This is a genomic window from Microcoleus anatoxicus, from assembly GCF_042465725.1.
GTDB classification, from domain to species: domain Bacteria; phylum Cyanobacteriota; class Cyanobacteriia; order Cyanobacteriales; family Microcoleaceae; genus Microcoleus; species Microcoleus anatoxicus.
Genome location: NZ_CP120853.1, coordinates 606,092 through 625,596 on the forward strand (window position 1 = coordinate 606,092; position 19,505 = coordinate 625,596).

The 19,505-nt window shown below is 43.5% G+C and carries 16 protein-coding genes; 7 read left to right on the forward strand and 9 right to left on the reverse strand.

The annotated features are described in order from the left end of the window. Positions 1 to 94: 94 nt before the first annotated feature. The 5 genes from htpG to P2A85_RS02660 form a co-directional block, all read right to left on the reverse strand. Entirely contained in the window at positions 95 to 2,083 is a 1,989-nt protein-coding gene (htpG, locus tag P2A85_RS02640; RefSeq protein WP_377477349.1) for a molecular chaperone HtpG, read from the reverse strand. A gap of 267 nt (positions 2,084 to 2,350) precedes the next feature. After that, on the reverse strand, positions 2,351 to 3,682 hold the full coding sequence (gene rppB, locus P2A85_RS02645) for a two-component system sensor histidine kinase RppB (protein WP_377477351.1): 1,332 nt from the start codon (positions 3,680 to 3,682) through the stop codon (positions 2,351 to 2,353). 153 nt (positions 3,683 to 3,835) lie between these two features. Then, positions 3,836 to 4,525, reverse strand: coding sequence for a two-component system response regulator RppA (gene rppA, locus P2A85_RS02650; RefSeq protein WP_377477353.1), 690 nt, complete (start codon positions 4,523 to 4,525; stop codon positions 3,836 to 3,838). 72 nt (positions 4,526 to 4,597) lie between these two features. Continuing rightward, complete coding sequence (locus P2A85_RS02655; protein WP_377477354.1) at positions 4,598 to 5,101, reverse strand: hypothetical protein; 504 nt, start codon at positions 5,099 to 5,101, stop codon at positions 4,598 to 4,600. A gap of 158 nt (positions 5,102 to 5,259) precedes the next feature. After that, positions 5,260 to 8,448: an efflux RND transporter permease subunit gene (locus P2A85_RS02660; protein WP_377477355.1), complete on the reverse strand. Its 3,189-nt coding sequence runs from the start codon at positions 8,446 to 8,448 to the stop codon at positions 5,260 to 5,262. A gap of 450 nt (positions 8,449 to 8,898) precedes the next feature. On the opposite strand from P2A85_RS02660, the gene P2A85_RS02665 reads away from it, so the two are divergent. From P2A85_RS02665 to P2A85_RS02675, 3 genes are read left to right on the forward strand one after another with little or no spacing between them, the layout of a single operon-like run. Then, positions 8,899 to 9,636, forward strand: coding sequence for a TIGR04255 family protein (locus P2A85_RS02665; RefSeq protein WP_377477356.1), 738 nt, complete (start codon positions 8,899 to 8,901; stop codon positions 9,634 to 9,636). Beyond that, positions 9,636 to 9,929: a hypothetical protein gene (locus P2A85_RS02670; protein ID WP_377477357.1), complete on the forward strand. Its 294-nt coding sequence runs from the start codon at positions 9,636 to 9,638 to the stop codon at positions 9,927 to 9,929. The genes P2A85_RS02665 and P2A85_RS02670 overlap by 1 nt, the downstream gene beginning before the upstream one ends. Beyond that, positions 9,926 to 10,462, forward strand: a complete 537-nt coding sequence (locus tag P2A85_RS02675; RefSeq protein WP_377477359.1) for a hypothetical protein — start codon at positions 9,926 to 9,928, stop codon at positions 10,460 to 10,462. The genes P2A85_RS02670 and P2A85_RS02675 overlap by 4 nt, the downstream gene beginning before the upstream one ends. 42 nt (positions 10,463 to 10,504) lie before the next feature. Here P2A85_RS02675 and P2A85_RS02680 read toward each other — a convergent pair whose 3' ends face one another. After that, complete coding sequence (locus P2A85_RS02680) at positions 10,505 to 12,442, reverse strand: efflux RND transporter periplasmic adaptor subunit (protein ID WP_377477360.1); 1,938 nt, start codon at positions 12,440 to 12,442, stop codon at positions 10,505 to 10,507. A gap of 210 nt (positions 12,443 to 12,652) precedes the next feature. Then, on the reverse strand, positions 12,653 to 13,357 hold the full coding sequence (locus tag P2A85_RS02685; protein ID WP_377477361.1) for a DUF305 domain-containing protein: 705 nt from the start codon (positions 13,355 to 13,357) through the stop codon (positions 12,653 to 12,655). A 177-nt stretch (positions 13,358 to 13,534) separates the two neighbouring features. Between P2A85_RS02685 and P2A85_RS02690 the strand changes: the two genes are divergently transcribed. From P2A85_RS02690 to gloA, 4 genes are all read left to right on the forward strand, one after another. Beyond that, complete coding sequence (locus P2A85_RS02690; protein ID WP_377477362.1) at positions 13,535 to 13,729, forward strand: heavy-metal-associated domain-containing protein; 195 nt, start codon at positions 13,535 to 13,537, stop codon at positions 13,727 to 13,729. Between the two features lie 158 nt (positions 13,730 to 13,887). Then, complete coding sequence (locus tag P2A85_RS02695; RefSeq protein ID WP_377477363.1) at positions 13,888 to 16,143, forward strand: heavy metal translocating P-type ATPase; 2,256 nt, start codon at positions 13,888 to 13,890, stop codon at positions 16,141 to 16,143. Positions 16,144 to 16,162: 19 nt separating this feature from the next. After that, a complete protein-coding gene (locus P2A85_RS02700) occupies positions 16,163 to 16,390 on the forward strand; it encodes a hypothetical protein (RefSeq protein WP_377477364.1) in 228 nt (75 codons plus the stop codon). A gap of 97 nt (positions 16,391 to 16,487) precedes the next feature. Next, positions 16,488 to 16,883 (forward strand): lactoylglutathione lyase, encoded by a 396-nt coding sequence (gene gloA / locus P2A85_RS02705; RefSeq protein WP_377477366.1) that lies wholly within the window; start codon positions 16,488 to 16,490, stop codon positions 16,881 to 16,883. A gap of 189 nt (positions 16,884 to 17,072) precedes the next feature. On the opposite strand, the gene P2A85_RS02710 is transcribed toward gloA, so the two are convergent. Both P2A85_RS02710 and P2A85_RS02715 read right to left on the reverse strand, forming a co-directional pair. Next, the gene (locus tag P2A85_RS02710) at positions 17,073 to 18,053 is read right to left on the reverse strand and encodes a DUF459 domain-containing protein (protein WP_377477367.1); all 981 of its coding nucleotides are present in this window, start codon (positions 18,051 to 18,053) and stop codon (positions 17,073 to 17,075) included. Between the two features lie 5 nt (positions 18,054 to 18,058). Continuing rightward, positions 18,059 to 19,474, reverse strand: a complete 1,416-nt coding sequence (locus P2A85_RS02715) for an MBOAT family O-acyltransferase (RefSeq protein WP_377477368.1) — start codon at positions 19,472 to 19,474, stop codon at positions 18,059 to 18,061. Positions 19,475 to 19,505: the final 31 nt, after the last annotated feature.

A 19,505-nucleotide genomic window follows, 5' to 3' on the forward strand; every position in this document is an offset into this window, starting at 1 on the left:
AACTAGAGTTCGTGAAAGTAATACATCACAACGCCTGTTACTGGGTCGTTCATAATACTCCCCCCCCCGACCTTCGGGGGGGTTGGGTGGTTAATTATAATGCACGTTCGGTCAATTTTGTCAATACTTGATTCGATCGCTCCACAAACTCCTTCATCCCCTCAGCATCAAAACCCTTCTGAGCCATCAGGGCCAAGTCGTAAACGTGGTGACAAATCATGCTCGCCAACTGAGCCGACGGAGACTCGCCACCGCCTTGAATAATCGCACCCTGGCTCAAATTAGCCAGATTTTGAATCAACGGGTGGGCTGTATTCACCAGCAAAACGTGCTCTTCGGGGAATTCGGCGACTTGCTGCTGTAATAGCGCCGTCATATCCCGCATCCGGCGCAAAGCTTCGGGTAACAGGACGATCGCAGGTGGTGTCGCCTCCGCAGCGTCTGATTTTAAAGCTTCTGTGCGGATATTCACTTTTGGCTTATTCAGAGCTTTTTGGAACAATTCTTTGACTTGTTCGCTGCGAGTTTTATTGGTAGTCGGATCGACTATTTCCGCTTCTTTTTCTTTGTCAATTAGCGTATCATCTAAGTCGGAATCCACTCGCGAGAATTTGACATCGGAATATTCTCGTTCGAGGAAACTAATGAAGTGCGTGTCAATGAAAGAATCCATGAACAACACTTCTAAACCTTGGCTTTTGTGCAGTGCGACGTAAGTTGCTTGTGATGCCGGCTCTGTACAGTAAAAAACGCGATTTTCGTGACGTTTTTGATTGCGTTCTAAATACTCTTTCAGGGTGGTGTAAGGCTGGGTTGAAGCGGAAGTTTCGGACTTGGGATTGACATCTTGCCACAAATCTCCTTCCTCAGCTTGCACCTGCACTTCTGGTGTCTCGGTTTCTGGCTTGACGGCTGTTGGTTCGTAGGTGCTGCGATAGATTAAAATATCTTCAATTTGCTTTTTGAACTTGTCATCGTTGAGTGCTCCGAACTTGACAAAAGTGCCGATATCTTGCCAGCAACGGATGTACTCGTTGCGATCGTCCCGGTAAAGTTCCTTGAGGCGATCGCCCACTTTTTTGGCGATATAATCAGCTATTTTCCGCACCGTGCGATTGCTTTGCAGCGAACTGCGAGACACGTTCAGCGGAATGTCGGTACTGTCAATGACTCCCCGCAGTGGCATCAAGAATTTAGGAATAATTTCTTCGCAATGATCGCTGACAAAAACCTGATTGCAGAAGAGCTTAATGTTGCCTTGGGTGACATCGACATCAGGGCGCAGTTTGGGAAAATAAAGAATGCCGTTGACAATAAAAGGATAATCGGTATTCAGGTGTACCCACAGCAGCGGCTCTTCTTGGAACGGATAAAGGTGGCGGTATAGTTCTAAGTAGTCTTCTTTTTGTAAATTGCTGGCTGATTCCCGCCAAATAGCCTTGTGTTTGTTGAGTTCCTCTCCCTCAAATTTGATGGGAACTGGCATGAAATCGCAGTAAGTTTTGATTAACTGCTTAATGCGGCTTGGTTCTAGATATTCTTGTTCTTCTTCTTGGAGAGTGAGGGTAATTGTAGTGCCGCGTTGGGTGCGGGTAGATTCTGATAGTTCAAAAGCGGGTGAACCGTCGCAGGACCAGTGTACAGCTTGGGCTCCTTCTTGGTAAGAAAGGGTTTCGATATCTACTTTTTGAGCGACCATGAAAGAAGAGTAGAAACCGAGGCCGAAGTGACCGATAATGGCGTCGTCGCCACTGCCTTGATATTTTTGAATAAATTCTTCAGCGCTGGAAAAAGCGACTTGGTTAATGTATTTTCTCACTTCATCGGCTGTCATGCCGATGCCGTTGTCGGTGATGGAGAGTGTTTTGTTTTCTTTGTCGATCGCAATCGTGATTTCTGGTTCGCCAATGTCGCCGGTGTATTCGCCGGAACGGGAAACCATTTTGAGTTTGGCAATTGCATCTACGCCGTTAGAAATTAGTTCCCGCAAGAAGACTTCATGGTCAGTGTATAGCGACTTCTTGATAATCGGGAAAATATTTTCGGTATGGATTGAGATTGTTCCCTGTTCTAAAACTGTCATAATTTTACGTTAGGTAGTTGTAAGGAGTCAGTAGTCATTGGTCTTTAGTCATTAGTTATTAGTCATTAGTTATTAGTTGCTATGTCCAACAAATAACAAACAACAAGTAACAAATAACAACTGCTTTCGGAGTCAACTGTCAACTGTCAACTGTCAACTGTCAACTGTCAACTGACTAATGACTATTTATTGATTTTGGGCGATCGCGCTACCTTTTGCCAAAGGGATTACCACAAAAAAATGATTCGGTTTCCCCCACATGATAGCTCACAGTGGCAGCCGTAGCAGGAAAGTGGTGCCGCGCCCCAATTCGCTGCGGGCGGTGAGGCTACCGCCATGGGCGCGGGCGATGGTTTGGGCGATCGCCAATCCCAATCCCGAACCGCCGGTATGGCGCGATCGATCGCTATTTACTCGGTAGAAGCGATCGAAAATTCGCCCTTGTTCAGTCGTCCCAATCCCAATCCCGGTATCCTGGACCTGAATTATCGCCTCAGTGTGAGTGCAATCTACAATAACTGTTACTTTTCCCCCAGCCGGAGTGTATTGAATCCCATTCACAATTAAATTAGCAACGAGGCGATAAAGTTGGTCGGAATCGCCGACAACATTTAATTGCTGTTGTACGCGCAGTTCCGATGTTAGCGCTACCCCGCTAGCGATCGCCATGGCGGCTAATTCCTCCAGCAAATCGCTAACCAAGTCATTCAAACAACACAATTGAGGTCGAGGAGGTATGGGTTGATTATCCATGCGGGCCAGCAACAACAAATCAGCAACCAATTGAGTCAATCGTCGGTTTTGGCGATCGATCGTCCGCAAAATTTCCCGCGCCTCTTTTTCATCCAATTGAGGCATCAACAGCGCCGATTCTACAGTCGCTTGGGAAGCCGCTAAAGGCGTGCGTAATTCGTGGGCAGCATCCGCTGTAAACTGTTGAATTTGTCGGTAAGAAGCATAAATCGGTTTCATTGCCAAGCCTGCCAACAACCAACTAGAAAACCCAACCAAAATTAATGCTGTCGGTAATCCTAATTTCAAAACCAATTTCACTGTAGTGAGATAATCATTGAAGTCTTGCAGACTGCGACCCAATTGAAAATATCCCCAATCTTCCTGTTGTTTTGTATGTAAAAATATAGAAAGTTGGTGATAAACATTGCCTTGCCTATCAGTCACGGTTTGCCAATATTTAGAATTAAATTCTGGGGGTAATTCATCAGGAACTGCCCCGGCTGTAGCAATCAATTTCCCGGAAGCATCAAATAAACGAATATAGTAATAGCCTTGGTTGATAGCGCTTAAAATATGGCGAGGGCGAATTGGTTGTTTAATGCCGTTAATTCCAATTACGCGGAGGTTAGGCAAAAGTTCATTTACGATGGGTTCCAAGCGTCCTGGCTGCTGCAATTTGAGTTCTAGACTGTCGTGCAGCGTCCCGGCTACCGATTCTAATTCGCGATCTATGGCTACCCAATGAGCGTGGGCGATCGCCTTGTATACGCCAAATCCCAACAAGCTTAAAATCAAACCCATGACCGCCGCATAGGAAATGGCTAATTGCGATCGAGTCCGATTAAATAGTTTATTTTGATTCATTTTTCATAACGACAAGTGACCCGGAGATCCCCCCTAACCCCCCTTAACAAGGGGGGGACAAGAAGTATTCTTTTCTTAGTCCGCGCAGGCGGACATTGTTTGTGTAGACGCGGTTTCAACCGCCGAGTCTAAAAGGAATTTTAAACGCGGACTTTAATTTCTCATCCGGTATCCAACACCATGTACAGTTTCAATTAAATTCGCGCCACCAACCGACTCAAGTTTACGCCGCAGCAAGCGCACTTGAGCCGCTACCACATTGCTAAAAGTATCTGCACTAACTTCCCATAGCTGATTCCGAATTTTGTCAGTGGTGACAATTTGATTCGGATGTTTCATGAAGTATTCTAGCAATTGAAACTCTTTGTTTGTAAGTGAAATAATCTGCATTTTGCCGTTAATAGCCTGATGGCAAGCTGTTCGACTTCCGCAGTCCAAAATTAGACTTCCCACCTGTAGCTGTTGCGGTTGAATTTGGGGCGATCGCCTTTGCAAAGCCCGCAATCTTGCTAACAGTTCCGCCATCCCAAACGGCTTCACTAAATAATCATCAGCCCCCGCATCTAGTCCCGCCACTTTATCTTCCATTCGGTCTTTTGCTGTTAGCATCAAGACTGGCAATGCGCTATTTTTAGCACGCAATCTACGCAGCAGTTCCAATCCTGACAATCCTGGTAGCAACCAGTCAAAAATCGCCAGATTGTATTGAGTCCAATGACTTTCTAAATATTCCCAAGCTTCACTGCCATCCTGCGCCCAGTCAACTATGTATTTTTCCTGCTTCAAAGTGCGATCGATCGCCTTCCCTAAATCTGGCTCATCTTCTACTAGCAAAACTCTCATAACTCTAATTTACACAAAAATCTTGTAAAAAACAGGCTGGAGAGCCTGTTACAAAGTAATTATGGGAGATATCTATTGATTAAAAGTAAAACGAGCGTCTACTTTTTTTCCGTTAACATCCGCCGTCACCTTGAGTGGATAACTGCCGGGATTTTTGCCGGGAAAAACAACAGCATAATGTTTGCCATCAGGATCGTATTTTAGGGCTAGAGTTTGCTGTTTTCCATTGGGCAATTGCACTTGAGCTGACACTTTTGCATTGGGAATTGGTTCGTGGTTATCACCTTTTTGCAAATAAAGATCTAAGTGAGTTCCGGTAGCTTCTTTTTGAGTTAAAAGTTCTAAGTGGTAGGCTCCAGACTCGACAACTTGACCCCCTTTAGATGCTTGAGGATGGTTTGTTGTCGCACTACCCGCAGGAGCAGCCTTGGGAGCTGAAGACGCAGGTGCAGAGGCTACAGGAGCGGGTGTTTGGCTGCTATTGGGAGCGCTGGCTTCGTCGCCTTTACTGCAAGCTCCCACAAACAACAATCCGACACTGCCTAGAATAACTAAGTTTGATTTGAGCGCTTTCATTTGATTTAATGTTTGCGTACTATGGTTATAGATTAGCACGCACAACAATGAAATTATCAGGACTTACACTATCGATACTTCGACTATGCTCAGCACAAGTGCCTCATTACCCATTACCCATTACACGCTCACCTCACCTAACTGAGAAAGGCTATATTTTAGGGGTGATTACTTTGTGTTAATAAATATTTACTGAATTGAACATACAAAGCTGGTAAAACTAACAGCGTTAAGGCAGTAGAAGTAAACAATCCTCCTAAAACTACTACAGACAATGGTTGGAGAATTTCCTTACCGGGGCCGCCTTCTAAGACTAAAGGTGCTAAACCTAAAGCTGAAGTTGAAGCTGTCATCAAGATAGCATTCAGCCGTTCCATCGAGCCTTTAATAATTGCTTCCTTAAAAGGCATTCCTTCGGCAAATTTAGTGTTGTAGTTGTCTACTAATAACAAGCCGTTGCGGGTAGCCACGCCAAATAAAGTGACAAAGCCAACTAAAGAAGCTACGGAAATTATACCGCCAGTCAAAGCTACCGAAATTACACCTCCCACTAAGCCGATCGGCAAATTGATCATAATCATCGCAGTGGAGGGAATGGACTTGACAGAAAGGTACATTAATACTGTAATGACTAAAAAGGCGATCGCACTAAATACCATAATATTCTGCGAAGCCCTTTGTTCCGCTTCAAATTGACCGCCGTATTGGATAAAATAGCCAAAAGGCAACTGTACCTCTCGTTTAACTTTAGCTTGAATTTCATTCACAACCGATCGCAAATCTCGACCTTTAGCATTAGCCGCCGCCACAATCAACCGAGAAACATTCTCGCGGTTAATCGTATTGGGGCCCGTACCGTATTTAACAGTCGCAACTTGGGCGAGGGGAATTTTACCCCCCCTTTCATCCCCCCCTTTATAAGGGGGGGAAAGAGGGGTTTCATCCCCCCCTTTATAAGGGGGGGAAAGAGGGGTTTCATCCCCCCCTTTATAAGGGGGGGAAAGAGGGGGGGTATCAACCAACAAATTCTGAATAGTTTCTAAGTTATTTCTAGCTTCAGGCTGCAACCACACAACTAAATCAAAAGTTTGCTGCACTTCCAAAACTTGAGAGACAACTTTGCCATTTAAAGCTGTCTCAATTATTTCCGAAAGTTCGCCGATTTTCAAACCGTATCTACCCGCAGCTTGACGGTTAAATTTAATTTGAATTTGCTGCACCGGTACTTGTGGTTCCAGTTGCAAATCGACAATACCTTTAACAGTTTTCATTTGCGCTTCAACTTGAGCACCGATAGTGCGAAGCTGATTCAAATCTGGGCCAAAGATTTTGACAGCAATCTGACTTCTGACACCAGACAAAACCTCATCCATCCGGTGAGAAATAAAACCGCCGATATTTGGTGCAACTCCAGGTAATTTCCCAAATTCCTGCCGCAATGATTCCAAAGTTTTCTGCCGATTTTTCATTCCTTCCTCGCTCAAACCGATATCAATGTGAGCCAAATTGACACCCGCAGCATCAGCATCACCCGGAGCTCTGCCCGATCGCACTTGCACGTATGAAAACCTGGTATCATCCTTAAGTGCATCTTCGATCGCAAAAGCAGCGCTATTCGTCGTCTCCAAAGACACCCCCGGATAAAGTAGAACAGTATTCACCAAAGTTTGCTCCTGAAACTCCGGCAAAAACACCCGTCCAAAAGATGGCAAAATAATTAATGCCGCCACCATACTAGCAGCAGCTAAAGTTAAAATAATCGCCGAATAGCGCATTGACAATTCTATAAAAAAGTGATATATTTTCTTGCAAAATCTCGGCAACCAAGGTTCTTCAGCACTCATCTTTTTGTTAGGCAACAAAATAGCACAAAGGGCCGGAGATATTAACAGCGATTCCAGACTAGAAATCACCACAACTACCAGATAAGTAATCCCCATTGGCGTAAAAATTCGACCTTCTACACCGGGCAAAGTAAAAATTGGCGAAAACACCACAATCCCAATTACCGTTGCTCCAATTAACGAATCGCGTACCTCCTGAGAGCCATCAAAAATCACATCCATCACCGGGCGAGGGTGAACAGATGATGTATTTTCTCTCAGGTTGCGGTAGGTATTTTCGGCATAGACGATCGCATCATCGATCGCAGTGCCGATCGCCACCGACAACCCCCCCAAAGTCATCGTATTCAATCCCAGACCCAGCCAATTCATTGCCAGCAGCCCCAAAAGCCAAGTTAGGAAGAAATCGAGCAAAACCACCGTCAGAGTCCGCCAATTCATCAAAAACGGTATGAGAATGATGGTCACAATTATGCTACCTTCCACTAAAGCCGATCGCACATTTTCCACCGAAGAATTGATATACTCTTCCTGGCGGAAAGTGACAGTCACCTTAATATCTTTGGGCAAAGCTTGCTGCACTTCAGCCATTGCCGCTTCCACAGCTTTAGTTACCGTCGGAGTATCAGCAACTGGCTGTCTGTTTACCATCACAATCACAGCTTTTTTGCCATTAAAACTGCCGTCGCCCCGCTTGATACCAGCACCAATTTTGACATCAGCTACATCCCCAATTCTGACAACTGTTCCTTGGCGAGATGCGATCGCAGATTGCTGCAAATCTGCCACAGATTCAATCCGCCCCACCCCCCGAATCAAAGTTTCTTGATCCGGCGTAATTAAATAACCACCGGGCGCGTTAACATTCGCAGCCGCCGCAGCTTCGGACACTTGCTGCAAGGAAACATTAAAAGCTTTCAATTTCGCAGGTTCAACTAATACTTGATACTGCCTTTGTTCGCCGCCATAAGCCACAACTTGAGCAACGCCAGTCACTGCCAAAAGGCGATTTGTGACTTGCCAATCAACCAGACGGCGCACTTCCATCAGCGAAGTAGTTTCTGAAGTAAAAGCATAGGTAATCACAGTACCAACAGGAGAAGTTGTCGGAGAAATTTGCGGTGCTTCTACTCCTGCAGGAAGCTGGCTTTGAGCTTGCTGCAACCTTTCTGTGATTAACTGTCGGGCTTGATAGATTTCGGTTCCCCAATCAAAGATTACCTTAACCGCAGAAATACCGACAGCAGAAGATGAACGCACTGCTGTCACCCCAGGAGTTCCATTAATCGCACTCTCGATCGGCAATGTTACCAAAGACTCGATTTCTTCCGGTGCTAAACCGGGTGCTTCCGTTTGGATTTCCACCTGCGGCGGTGCGAAAGGCGGGAAGACATCGAGGGGCATTTTGGGGATGATATATAATGTCCAAAGACTAATAATAATAGTGGCGAGAACGACTAGCCAGCGGCGGTTAATTACCCATCTGAGAATTGTGCTGAACATTTTATTATTTTATATAAGCGATGATTAGCAGCTACCGTTTGGCGATCGAACACTTAACAATAAAAGTGAGCAGATATTCAAGGCTTCTACTGCTGTAGTTTTCACCTGTAGGACTAAGACTAAAAAAACTGGTTTCTTCCAAAAATTGTCGATTTATTCGACAAATATTCACGCAGGGTTTCGACGGAGTTTATCCTGAGCGAAGCCGAAGGGCTCAACCACCAGGGGTTTTTGGTTCCCCGTGCGTCTAGGACTGAACTGAATTCCTGGGATGAACAGTGTTAAATAGCCATTCAATTTAGATTGACACCCAAAAATGAAATTAGGATGAAATATTTTGATTTTTAACCTTGATTCATAAGTTATTTAAAATCTCAAATATAAAATCTAATGTTTAAAATGATATAACCTGCGTTGCTCTTTTTGACAAAGCAGTTTAGAATAGTTAGTATGCAACCACCAAAACACTACTCACACGCCCCCATCACCGAAGCCTTGATTGATATACAAGTTAGACTTCCACCAGAAGTTCTACTTGACAATTTGGCGCAGGTGTACTCAAGCATTCAGGCTGAGTATCCTCAGCGTGAAGAAGTGTTACTTTTCCAGGGACAAATTATGGCAGGTGCTAGTGTTGGCGCAACAGCGAGTCAATCTCCAATTGGCTATATAGCCTCCCACGGCGACCAAAAACAAATTCTTCAACTGCGTTTAGATGCTTTCGCATTTAGTCAGCTTGCCCCTTACGACTGTTGGGAAAATTTTCGGGATGAAGCAAAGCGACTGTGGAATATCTATCAGTCCCTGACACATCCAGAAGCAATTGTTCGCTTAGCACTCAGGTATATTAACAGGCTAGATATTCCTTTACCGATTGGCGATATTAAAGAGTATTTGAGGACATTTCCCGAAGTTTCTTCTGATTTACCACAAGGATTAAGTGGCTACTTTATGCAGCTACAAATTCCGCAGGAAAACTTAGGAACAATGCTGGTTATAAATCAAGCAATAGTTCCACCTCCCACACCTGATTTTGTTTCTATAGTATTAGATTTAGACCTATTTCTAGAAGGGGATATTCCTGATGATGAAATAGCGCTTTGGCACATTCTAGAACAAATGCACGAACAAAAAAACATAGCTTTTGAAGCTTGCATTACAGAACGCACAAGGGAGTCGATTAACTGATGGCTACAATTACCCCCCTACGTCCTAAAAGCATTTCACCATCACCAAGATTGCTGGTATTAGAACCAAAAGCCACAACTCAATTACAAAGTCCTGAAGGACGAAAACTCGCAGCACTAGCTGATGAAGTATTGCATAATCTAACAGTTGTAAAACAATACTTACAAACTCTAGAAAGCATTGGTGAAATAGACTGGGAGCCAGTACCGCCAAAGCATTCTGAACGAGTAATCATGCGCGCTCAGTTTAAAGGGCGTAAAAAACCGCTGCCGTATATTTTCGATGAAGAATGATCGTAGAACCTTTCTGGGTGCAGGTAAATGAATCAACACTCAGGCAAGGTGATTATCTGCCTGGTTGTCTGGTACCAATACCAGTATTTGATCCAACAAATTTCGGACAAAATAGTGAAATTCAAAACGTACAAATAGAAGTCAATGAACTAGATTTAATTGTTCTCACCCAAAGCTGCGATCTAAATAGTAAAAAAGGATCTCAGGTATTGCTGTGTGCAATTTACCCTATTTCAGAATTTGAGGAAAATAACGAAGCATTTAAGAAAAAAGGAAAATGGAATGAAGTTTTAAAAGGGAGAATAGAAGGTTTACACCTGCTGGCATCACCAACGAACCCAGATGATAACAAAGAGGCACTGGTTGTAGATTTTAGAAATATCCAAATTTTGCCTTACGAATATGTGTTAAAAAATGCTAGTAATTTAAACGATCGCTGGCGATTAAAATCTCCATACCTAGAACACTTTTCTCAGGCATTTGCACGTTTATTTATGCGAGTTGGTTTACCATCTGCTATTCCGCCTTTTTAAGTCATTTTATGTAGGTTATAATTGCTAGATTAAACAAAATCTTTAGTTCAAGCTCTTGACTTCTGACTCTTCAGTTTTAACGTGATGGTTGTCATCTTGTCGCAATTCATCGTTTAACACAGGTTCATAGGCACTAAAACCATTGCTAGCATGACTTTGAGATGCTGCTACTGCTGGTAATTTGCGCCGATTCCCCCACAAGGCTCCGGCTGCAAAAGTCAAAGATGCGATCGCCATACCTCCGCCAATTCCCGCCCACACAGGCACGGCAAAACTGTTAGAATTAACCTCTGTTGCTTTGGGAGTTACTTCCTTCTTTTCCTCAGTTTTTGACGGCTTGCTACCACCCCGCAAGGATTGAGCATAAAGTTGAGGCGCGCGCTGAGTAACTATCAAATCTCCCTCAAACAAACCGCTCTTAATTTCCACTAAATCCCCGGAAGTTTGACCGAGTGCGACTTCCATAGCTTGAAACGCATCGCCGTTTTTGACATAAACTAATTGTTTGCCGCTTGCTTCTACCACTGCTGAAACAGGAATTGCCAAAATATTTGTTGCAGTTTTGTCGGTTAAGATTTCCAACTCGGCAAACATTCCCGGCTTCAAAATTCCTTCAGGATTATCTAATAAAGCTTTCACGGGCACAGCGCGAGTTTCTCCTTCTACTGTCGAGCCAATAAAGCTAATTTTTCCCCGGAAACTGCGATCGGGAAAACTAGCAATTTTTACCGTCAATTCCTGACCATGCTTTACTTGATTTAGGTCTTTTTCGTAAATATTTGCTGTGGCAAAAACGCTGCTGTCATTTAATATACTCATCAGCGGTTTTTCCGCCGAGTTGACTGATTCGCCTGGGGTGATTTCGCGATCGGCTACAGTGCCGGCAATGGGAGCGATAACAGTCACAAGTCCTCGATCGTTGGCAACAGTTCCTAATTGTTGCAGCCGCGCTTGATAGGCTGAACTGCTGAGGCGAACGCGGGACTGAGCTACTTCTAAAGCAGCTTGAGAGCGTTTTAATTGAGCTTCGGCTTCTAGAACTTCCCGGCGGCTCAAAGCTTTGGTAAGTTGAGCTTTTACTTCTGCAACTTTGCCTTGAGAATCTCGCAATTCGCGCATCGGGAGGTCAACTTGGGCTTGTTTAATTTCGGTTTCGGCTTTGATAACTTCGGGACGGCTTTTTGCTTTGGCAACATTGGCTTTGGCTTCGGCGAAATGAGCTTGCGATTCCAGCATTGTCCGTCGCGGAATTGCCCCTGCCACTACCAATTCCTTGTCACGTTCAAACTGTTCTTTGGCTACAGTTAATTCCGTTTCTGCCCGTGCTATTTCTGCTTGCGATATTGCAACTTGACGCTGATAGTTTTCTTTCGCAACTTTCACAACTGAACGATTGTTTACTAACTTTTGTTCTTGTTCATATTGCTGAGTTGCTGCTGTCAGTTGGCTTTTGGCTTGGGCGATTTCTGCGGAGGATATTTGCAGTTGGCGATCGTAATTTTGTTGAGCTAACTTAAAGTTAGCCTGCGCCTGCTGCAAATCGCCTTCAGCTTCGGCTCGTTTGGCGATCGACTCCACGCGCAATTGGCCTAATTCCGAACTCGATAACACAACCACAGGTTGACCTTTTGATACTTTGTCCCCCGGTTTAACGAGCAACTCAACCACAGTGCCGCTAACAGGAGCCCGAACCTCTACTTTTTGATTTGGCAGAGTTTCAATTTGTCCGGTAGTTTTAATCCCGACAGACAACCGCTGAGCTTTCACCGGCTCAACTTTGATTCCGATTCGCTTCGAGGTTTCAGCATCGACAGAAATAGCAGCCGGAATTTGAGTTGTTTCGCCACTTTGGTGAAATTCATCTCCGTGTCCCGCGTGGGCGAAAACAGCGACGGTATCAATGAATAACAAAAGACTCAGGAGTATTCCCGAAGAGTAAAATATCGCTGCTGGGGAGTGGAAACGGCGACAAGATTGCATGATTTAGTAGGGGCGAATATGAACTAAAAGTTCAGTTTTGCAGATCGCAATGAAATCAGGATAAAATATGGCAAATAAGTCGGTACAAATCAATACAACATTGGGTAGGGGCGGGTTTAGGAGATTATCTGTTTGAGGCAATTATTGTTTGTAAAACCCGCCCCTACAATTCCCGACTCGATCTTATTGTTTTTTTTTCTGACCTACTTATTACTGTTTATACCACGCTTTGCGCCACTCTTTCATTTGCTCAATTTCTTGTTTTTGTGAAGTCAGAATTTCTTGGGATAATTTCTGCATTTCTGGCCGCTTAGACTTTTTCAAAGCATCTTGGGCCATCACCAAAGCTCCTTCGTGGTGGGGAATCATCCCATTCAGAAACCGCAAATCAAATTGAGCGTCCGCAGCACCTAAATCCATGCTCATCATCATGCTTTGCATCTGTTCGGGAGTCATGGCCATCATGTGACCCATTGGAGCGTGATAAGCCATGGGCGTATTGCTGGCTTTAGGATACCAAGTTTTTCGCCACTCTTTCATTTGATTAATTTCACGATTCTGAGCGACAATCATGTTATTTGCGAGTTTTTTCATTTCCGGGCGTTTGGATTTATTCAACACGTCTTTCGCCATGTTTACAGCACCTTGATGATGCACTGTCATCCCATCTATAAATCGCAAATCGTAGTCGGCATCAGCAGGCCCTAAATCCATGGACATACTGTGATTCATGTCACCCATTTTGTGGGCCTGCGCCACCTCTTGTTTGCTGCTGGCTGGGGTGGCTGTAATATTTGGGGCTTGAGTTTGACTTACAAGATCTTTGGAGCAAGCAGCCAGCACTCCACTGCTTAGGGCTGCTGTGCAGGTTAATATCAGCGCTGTCAATCCTGTTTTTAATGAAATTGGTTTCATAGATTTTATATTTTTAAAATTCCCATCAATCTTTAGTTTGTCACGGAGATATGAAATTAGGATGAAATTTGTGAATATCTCAAATCTAAAATTGAGTTGACTATTCTGCTAACAGGAGACTGTATAATGAAATTAATTAATAGATCCAGCAAAGTATTTTAGGCTGAGGTTAAAATTATGACTCTACAGTTAAAAGTCCCCAAAATGGCTTGTTCGGCTTGTGTCAATACGATCGCACAAGCAGTCAAAACCGTCGATCCAGCCGCAGTTGTTGAGGCAGATATTAAAACGAAAGTGGTGACAATTCAAAGCGTGAAGCCAGAAAATGAAGTGAGAAAAGCCATCGCATCTGTTGGTTATCCAGCCCTTTGACAGCAGAATCTTATACCAATTTAAAAAAAGAATGCAACAATAGTCTTGTCCCTCCCCTTTATAAGGGGGGGTTAGGGGGGGTCAAAGATGATTGCACGATTTTAGAGAAATGGTATTAGCAACGGCCAGTTTCCTATTCCCAATTCGAGAGTGAATATATGGATAATCTCACAGTCAAACTCCAAGGCATGAGTTGTGCCTCCTGTGCCTCTTCCATTGAACAAGCAATTAAATCCGTTCCCGGTGTCATTGAGTGCAATGTCAACTTTGGCATGGAACAAGCAAGCATCCAATACGACTCCCAAAAAACTAGCTTAGCAACAATTCAAGCAACTGTTGATGCGGCAGGATACAAAGCTTTCCCGCTTCCAGAAATGACCCAGGGCGAGGATGACACCGAGCAAATAACTCGTCAAGCAGAATCTCAAGTTTTGCAACGTAAATTGTGGACAGCAGGTATGATTAGCCTGTTACTATTTACAGGTTCCATTCCAGCTATGACTGGTTGGCATTTGCCATTTATTCCCGGATGGCTGCACAATTTTTGGCTGCAATTAGTGCTGACAGCACCAGTACAATTCTGGTGTGGTAACTCATTTTATATAGGAGCGTGGAAATCGCTAAAACGTCGCCTAGCCACAATGGATACCCTGATTGCTTTGGGAACCAGTTCTGCTTACTTTTATTCTGTATCTGTAACACTTTTTCCCGGATTTTTCCTAGCCCAGGGTTTGATTCCTAGCGTTTATTATGAAGTTGCAGCGAGTGTGATTGCCCTAATTTTGCTTGGTAAAACCCTAGAAAATCGGGCGAAGGGAGAGACTTCTGAGGCGATTCGGAAACTCATGGGTTTGCAAGCGAAAACGGCTCGGATTGTTCGCAACGGGCAAGAGTTGGAAGTGCCATTAGCCCAAGTGGAAATTGGCGATATCGTGCAGGTGCGGCCAGGGGAACAAATTCCCGTAGACGGAGAGGTGATTGAAGGCTATTCCACCATAGATGAAGCAATGGTAACAGGGGAAAGTTTGCCAGTCAAAAAGCAAGTCGGTGACGAAGTTATCGGCTCGACAATTAACAAAACTGGCAGTTTTAAGTTTCGCACCACTAGGATTGGTCAGGATACATTTTTAGCTCAAATTGTCAAGATGGTGCAGGATGCCCAGGGGTCTAAAGCACCGATTCAAAAGTTGGCAGATGAGGTGACTGGTTGGTTTGTTCCCGCCGTAATAGCCGTTGCTTTAGCTACTTTTATTATTTGGTTTAATGCGACGGGAAACTTGACTTTGGCAACAGTTACCATGGTGGAAGTGCTGATTATTGCCTGTCCTTGTGCTTTGGGTTTGGCAACTCCGACGGCGGTGATGGTGGGGACTGGCAAAGGTGCAGAAAATGGAGTTTTAATTAAAGGAGCTGAGAGTTTAGAACTGGCTCATAAAATTCAAGTCATTGTGTTAGATAAAACTGGGACTCTGACGGAAGGTAAGCCGACTGTCACTGATTTTGTCACAATTAAAGGAAGTGCGAACAGCAATGAATTAAAACTGCTGAAATTGGCAGCGTCTGTGGAGCGAAATTCCGAGCATCCTTTGGGTGAAGCTGTGGTGAGATATGGTGAATCTCAAGAGGTAATTTTAACAGATGTTAAGGATTTTGAGGCGATCGCCGGAAGTGGCGTCCGGGGGGTGGTGGAGGGAAAGTCGATCGCCCTGGGAACACTCAGATGGATGCAGGAATTAGGCTTTGATACTGATTATTTGGAACTCCGCGCCAAAGCTTGGGAATCTGCCAGTAAAACCGTGGTTTGGATGGCTGTGGAGGGCAAAATTGAGGCGATTCTGGGCATTGCGGATGCCCTCAAACCGTCGTCAGCGCGGGCGGTGAAAGCACTGCAAAAACTCGGTTTAGAAGTGGCGATGCTGACAGGGGACAACCGCGCGACTGCGGAGTCCATCGCCCATGCTGTTGGGATCGATCGCATTTTTGCAGAAGTTAGACCAGACCAAAAAGTAGCTAAAATCCAAGCACTGCAAGCACAAGGTAAAATTGTAGCGATGGTGGGAGATGGAATTAATGATGCTCCAGCTTTGGCCGCTTCGGATGTGGGAATTGCGATCGGTACCGGGACAGATGTGGCGATCGCAGCGAGCGACATAACCCTAATTTCTGGAGACTTGCAAGGAATAGTTACAGCCATTCAACTGTCGCGCGCCACCATGCGTAACATCCGCGAAAACCTGTTTTTTGCCTTTATTTACAACATCGCTGGAATTCCGATCGCAGCAGGTATTTTATATCCGATTTTTGGCTGGCTACTAAGTCCAATCATCGCTGGGGGTGCCATGGCTTTTAGTTCAGTTTCCGTCCTGACTAATGCTTTGCGGTTGCGTAATTTTAAACCCAAATATATCACCTAAATTAGGAGTAATCAAAAAAATGTTGCACCCTCGTCAAATTGGGGTAACTCTCGCGAGTGTAGGAATTGCGATCGGAATGGCATCGGGAGTTCAAGCTGCTAAAATGTCTATCGAACCTTCTCATTCAAACACTCAATTTCAGACTATTGAACAGCCTTTAGGTTTAAAAGTGGGTGTCACCCTAGGTGGATTGACACTAATTGGTTTGGAGTTGTGGTGGTTTTTGTTCAGTAAAGCTAATAGATAGTTATCAACTTGCGGCAATTGTGAAGTTCCCCGCGCGAGTTTTTTTCGCCAGAAATCGGTAAAATTGAATCTAGCTTAAAAAATTTGGAGTGAGCTAAATGCAATTATTACACACCATGCTCCGAGTCGGAAACTTAGAAGAGTCCCTCAAATTTTACACCGAAGTGCTGGGCATGAAAAAGCTGCGACAAAAAGACTATCCCGACGGTAAATTTAGTCTGGCTTTTGTTGGCTACGGTGATGAATCTGACCATACAGTTTTGGAATTAACTTACAACTGGGGCGTTCAAGAGTATAATTTAGGGAATGCTTACGGTCATATTGCGATCGGGGTTGACGACATTTACGGCACCTGCGAAGCAATTAGAACTCGCGGCGGTAAAGTTAGTCGCGAACCAGGCCCGATGAAACACGGTTCAACAGTCATTGCCTTTGTGGAAGACCCCGATGGATATAAAGTTGAATTAGTGCAACTGAAAAATCGATGCGACTAGAAACGGGGTTGGGTGCATCTCAATGAGTGCAAATATATTCGTATGGGCTTTCGCATGACCGCTGTAAATCTCTGGTTATCACTAGCTAAATAGGAAAATGCTCGCGCTCTAGCTGTTTCCTAGTTCCCAGGCTCAGCCTGGGAACCCAGACTGCTCGGCCTCGCTCCTTCACAATTTAGATAATCTGATTTACAGTTGCTTTTTAGGAATTTGTAAGACTCGATCCGCCACCATTTTGTCAACGATTAAGTCGCTGATAATCTCAGCGCCGTGGGAGGTAAAGTGCAAACCATCATTCACTTTTACATAGCCTCGCTTCCCCGATTTGTCAGCAACTACCGGAGTAAATTTACCACCTTCTGCAAAAGTTTCCCAAGTTGAAATGAAAGTGATTTTCGGAGAAATTTTCATCGCATTTTTATAAATATTGTTCATAATTGGAAAAGCCTCAAGGTACGACGATTTGTGAGAGTTAGATTGACCAACCCAGTACACTTTCCGCACGGAGGAATTATTTAATATTTTGGCATATTTGTCTACTCTTTCTTGATAGGCTTTTTGCCATTCTTTAGTCAAAATTACCCGGTATTTTCCTTGAAAATCAGCGATATCTTGAGTGTCATTCCCTCCAAATAAAACAATCACGACATCGGGCTGATAATCCTTAATAATTTGACTGGTTCTGGCATACCAATCATAATAATCTATCCGATTTAAGCCACTGGATACTTTGTAGTCAATTTTGGTATCGGCAATATTATACTTTTGCTTGAGACTGTACTGAAGTTGAGTCCCTAAGTCGAGCATTACGGAATCTCCAATAAATAAAAATTTACGATAAGGTCTGGTCAGTTTTGGTTTGGCTGGGGTGTTTTTTTTAGGTGATTTTGTAGTTATTTTTTTGGGTTGTAGGGCAGTTTCTTGGGCTGTTTCAACCCGATTTTTGGCTGACTTGACTGGGAGGCTATCTAAGTTAATATCTTTGATTTTGCTCCAAAAATCTTGCTCCGATTTCCTAAAACCTTCGAGTTCGATCTGCCTTGCTGCTTGTTTTATTTCTGGGCTAGCAAAAGGGGTTGAGGAAAAACTTTTCAGAAATAAGGAGAGGTTGGTAAATATTAAAGTTAGAATTACCGAAGTAGCGATTAGCAGAATTTCCCTGTCTCTCATATTTCTTAGAAATTAAAGTATATAAAAGGCGGAACGGTACTGGGTCCCAGCATCAAAATAGCATACACGAACAGGGAAACTAAGACAACCCGAAAAAAAATGTTTTTTAATGAAAATACGATCAGCAATATTTGGGCGATGCGATCGCCCCAAAAATTCATCGCGCTGATGACTGCAATGACTAAATATAATTGCCACAAGTTAAATTGAAAAGTTTTTACGGAAGAATGGAAAATCCCTTGGAAAAAATTGATCGCTGTTTCCCAGTTGGGAGTGCCGAAAAATATCCAACTAGCACTGACAAAACTAAAGGTAAATAACCAACTCAAAAATTTCGCTGTTTTCGGATATAAATAGTCTATTTTGAAGTGAATAGCTTGGGGTAGATCTCTGCATAAATGGTTGACCACTAATCCTAAGCCATGAATAGCTCCCCAGACAATAAAGTTTAAACCAGCACCGTGCCAAAATCCACCGATCGCCATTGTGCATAATAAATTCACATATTTTCTCAATTTGCCGTATTTGTTGCCACCTAACGGGATGTAAACATAATCTCTCAGCCACTCGGAAAGACTGATGTGCCACCTTTTCCAAAATTCTTGGAGGCTTAAGGATTGGTAAGGCATATTAAAATTGACAATAGGTTTAAAACCTAGCAAACAGGAGATACCATTGGCTAAATCTGAGTAGCCGCTGAAATCTACATAAATCAAACAGGAATAGGAAATTACGGCGAGAATTAAATCAATGCTACTATACTGTTGTGGAACTTTGAAGGGCAGTTGAGTGAAGTTAAACAAAAAGCTGGATAAAGTATACTTTTTAAACAGTCCTGACAAAATTAAAACTATAACTTCTTCGATTTTATAGTCGTATTTTTTGGGTGAATTTAGCTGGGAGTAAAATTCTGGAGCTCGCGATATGGGCCCGGAGGCAATTTGGGGGAAGTAGGTGATGTAGGTGGCGTAGTCTATAAACTTGGGACAGGAGATTTTTTTCTGGTAGCAGTCGATTAAATGGGAAATCATTCTAAATGTGTAGAATGAGACACCGACGGGGATGAGAATTTGCAATACTTGAAAACTGGCGGAGATTTTGAGTTGGTTGAGGATGTCAAATAAAGAAGTTACGAAAAAGTTGCAATATTTAAAGATGCCAAGGTTGGCAATATTGAAAATTAGACCGGATATTAAAGCAAGTTTTTTGTGTTTTCCGTTGCAAACAGCCCGGATAATGATATAATTGTAGGTAGTACCTAAAATTAGCAAAAATAAAAAATCGAAGCTCCAAAAGGAATAAAATAACAAACTGGAAAGTAGGAGGACAATTTTATATAAATCCACTTGGTGTTTTAAAGAGACGATCGCACTAAAGAGAATTAGAAAAAAAACTAAAAATTGGTAAGTGGGAAATAGCATGATTGTCACTAAATAAACATTTGGGTGAACT

Bases quoted from the DNA above. Each gene is read 5' to 3' on its own strand.
- htpG (WP_377477349.1), bottom strand. From the start codon at position 2,083: ATGACAGTTTTAGAACAGGGAACAATCTCAATCCATACCGAAAATATT.
- rppB (WP_377477351.1), bottom strand. From the start codon at position 3,682: ATGAATCAAAATAAACTATTTAATCGGACTCGATCGCAATTAGCCATT.
- rppA (WP_377477353.1), bottom strand. From the start codon at position 4,525: ATGAGAGTTTTGCTAGTAGAAGATGAGCCAGATTTAGGGAAGGCGATC.
- P2A85_RS02655 (WP_377477354.1), bottom strand. From the start codon at position 5,101: ATGAAAGCGCTCAAATCAAACTTAGTTATTCTAGGCAGTGTCGGATTG.
- P2A85_RS02660 (WP_377477355.1), bottom strand. From the start codon at position 8,448: ATGTTCAGCACAATTCTCAGATGGGTAATTAACCGCCGCTGGCTAGTC.
- P2A85_RS02665 (WP_377477356.1), top strand. From the start codon at position 8,899: ATGCAACCACCAAAACACTACTCACACGCCCCCATCACCGAAGCCTTG.
- P2A85_RS02670 (WP_377477357.1), top strand. From the start codon at position 9,636: ATGGCTACAATTACCCCCCTACGTCCTAAAAGCATTTCACCATCACCA.
- P2A85_RS02675 (WP_377477359.1), top strand. From the start codon at position 9,926: ATGATCGTAGAACCTTTCTGGGTGCAGGTAAATGAATCAACACTCAGG.
- P2A85_RS02680 (WP_377477360.1), bottom strand. From the start codon at position 12,442: ATGCAATCTTGTCGCCGTTTCCACTCCCCAGCAGCGATATTTTACTCT.
- P2A85_RS02685 (WP_377477361.1), bottom strand. From the start codon at position 13,357: ATGAAACCAATTTCATTAAAAACAGGATTGACAGCGCTGATATTAACC.
- P2A85_RS02690 (WP_377477362.1), top strand. From the start codon at position 13,535: ATGACTCTACAGTTAAAAGTCCCCAAAATGGCTTGTTCGGCTTGTGTC.
- P2A85_RS02695 (WP_377477363.1), top strand. From the start codon at position 13,888: ATGGATAATCTCACAGTCAAACTCCAAGGCATGAGTTGTGCCTCCTGT.
- P2A85_RS02700 (WP_377477364.1), top strand. From the start codon at position 16,163: ATGTTGCACCCTCGTCAAATTGGGGTAACTCTCGCGAGTGTAGGAATT.
- gloA (WP_377477366.1), top strand. From the start codon at position 16,488: ATGCAATTATTACACACCATGCTCCGAGTCGGAAACTTAGAAGAGTCC.
- P2A85_RS02710 (WP_377477367.1), bottom strand. From the start codon at position 18,053: ATGAGAGACAGGGAAATTCTGCTAATCGCTACTTCGGTAATTCTAACT.
- P2A85_RS02715 (WP_377477368.1), bottom strand. From the start codon at position 19,474: ATGCTATTTCCCACTTACCAATTTTTAGTTTTTTTTCTAATTCTCTTT.